The organism is Nocardiopsis sp. TNDT3, assembly GCF_003427465.1.
GTDB lineage: Bacteria > Actinomycetota > Actinomycetes > Streptosporangiales > Streptosporangiaceae > Nocardiopsis > Nocardiopsis dassonvillei.
The window spans coordinates 1-1,465 of record NZ_QPFC01001355.1; the positions used below are offsets into that span (position 1 = coordinate 1).

Genomic DNA, 1,465 nt, shown 5'->3' on the forward strand with positions numbered 1-1,465 from the left:
GGGGACGCGCCCGCCGGGGCGCGGGGGAGGGCCTCACCAGCCGCTGCGGGGGCGCTCGTCGGTGACCACCCCGAAGGCCGCCGGGATGGCCTCGCCCACGTGGTAGATCCGCCCGGCGATGTGCCGGGGCAGCGGGAAGTGCCGGAACTCGCCCTCCACGGCCCGGTTGGGGCCCATGGGCAGGGCGGAGAACTGCATCACCGGGTCCAGCCGGAACTCCTCGCGCCGCCGTGAGGAGACCACCGCGATCTCGTTGACCCGCCGCGACCCGTCCGGCCACCGGCCCAGGTGCACGATGGCGTCCACCGCGTTGTTGATCTGGTCGCGGATCGCCTCGTAGGGCACGTTGACGTCGCTCAGCGTGGCCAGGGTCTGCAACCGGTGGATGGCGTCGTCGGCCGAGTTGGCGTGCACGGTCACCAGCGACCCGTCGTGGCCGGTGTTCATGGCCTGGAGCATGTCGATGGTCTCCGAGCCGCGCACCTCGCCGACGATGATGCGGTCCGGGCGCATCCGCAGCGCGTTGCGCACCAGGTCGCGGATGGCGATCTCACCCCGGCCCTCGATGTTGGGCGGTCTGGACTCCAGGCGCACCACGTGGTCCTGCATCAGCTGGAGCTCGGCCGAGTCCTCGATGGTGACGATGCGCTCGTCGGAGGGCACGAACGCCGACATCGCGTTGAGGAAGGTCGTCTTTCCGGTACCGGTGCCGCCGGACACCACGATGTTGAAACGGGCCCGCACCATCGCCGCCAGCAGGATGCCGGTGGGCGAGTCCAGGCTCCCCATCCGCACCAGTTCGTCGATGGGATAGGGCTTGGGGAAGCGCCGGATGGTCAGCACCGGGCCCGACAACGACAGGGGCGGGATGATCACGTTGACGCGCTCGCCGGTGGGCAGCCGCGCGTCCACCATCGGCGAGGACTCGTCCACGCGGCGGTTGACCATCGACACGATGCGGTCGATGGTCTGGTAGAGCTGCTCCTCGCCGTTGAAGGTGGCGTCCACCCGCTGCATCCGGCCTCCGCGCTCGATGAACACGTTGTCGGGGCCGTTCACCATGATCTCGGTGACGGTCTCGTCGGCCAGCAGCGGCTCCAGGACGCCCAGTCCCAGGGCCTCGTCCACGACCCGGCGGATGAGCGCCGAACGCTCCCGGTCGGAGAGCACCGGGCCCTCGCGGGTGAGGATGTGCCCCACGACCTTCTCCAGGCGGACCCGGCGCTGGGCCAGGGTCAGCCTGGTGAGGTCCTCCAGGTTGATCTCCTCCAGCAGGCGCCTGCGCCAGTGCGTGACACTGCTGCGCTCGGAGCGCCCCTCGACGGCGCGGTCCTCCTCCAGACGGTCCTTCAGACCCATGGCCCCGCTCTCCTTCCCCCGGGGGCCGGCACGGCGGGGACGCACCCCGCCGCGCGGCGCCCCGACACGACTTCCGCTGCGTTCTCCCCTGGCGCCGGGGGGGGGG

The 1,465-nt window shown here is 71.4% G+C and carries 1 protein-coding gene; it reads right to left on the reverse strand.

The window, feature by feature from the left end; genetic code table 11:
* Positions 1-33: 33 nt before the first annotated feature.
* Positions 34-1,359 carry a CpaF family protein gene (locus DQW06_RS27765; protein WP_019606754.1) on the reverse strand — a complete coding sequence of 442 codons (1,326 nt, stop codon included), beginning with the start codon at positions 1,357-1,359 and terminating at the stop codon, positions 34-36.
* Between the last annotated feature and the right edge of the window lie 106 nt (positions 1,360-1,465).

Bases quoted from the DNA above. Each gene is read 5' to 3' on its own strand.
- DQW06_RS27765 (WP_019606754.1), bottom strand. From the start codon at position 1,359: ATGGGTCTGAAGGACCGTCTGGAGGAGGACCGCGCCGTCGAGGGGCGC.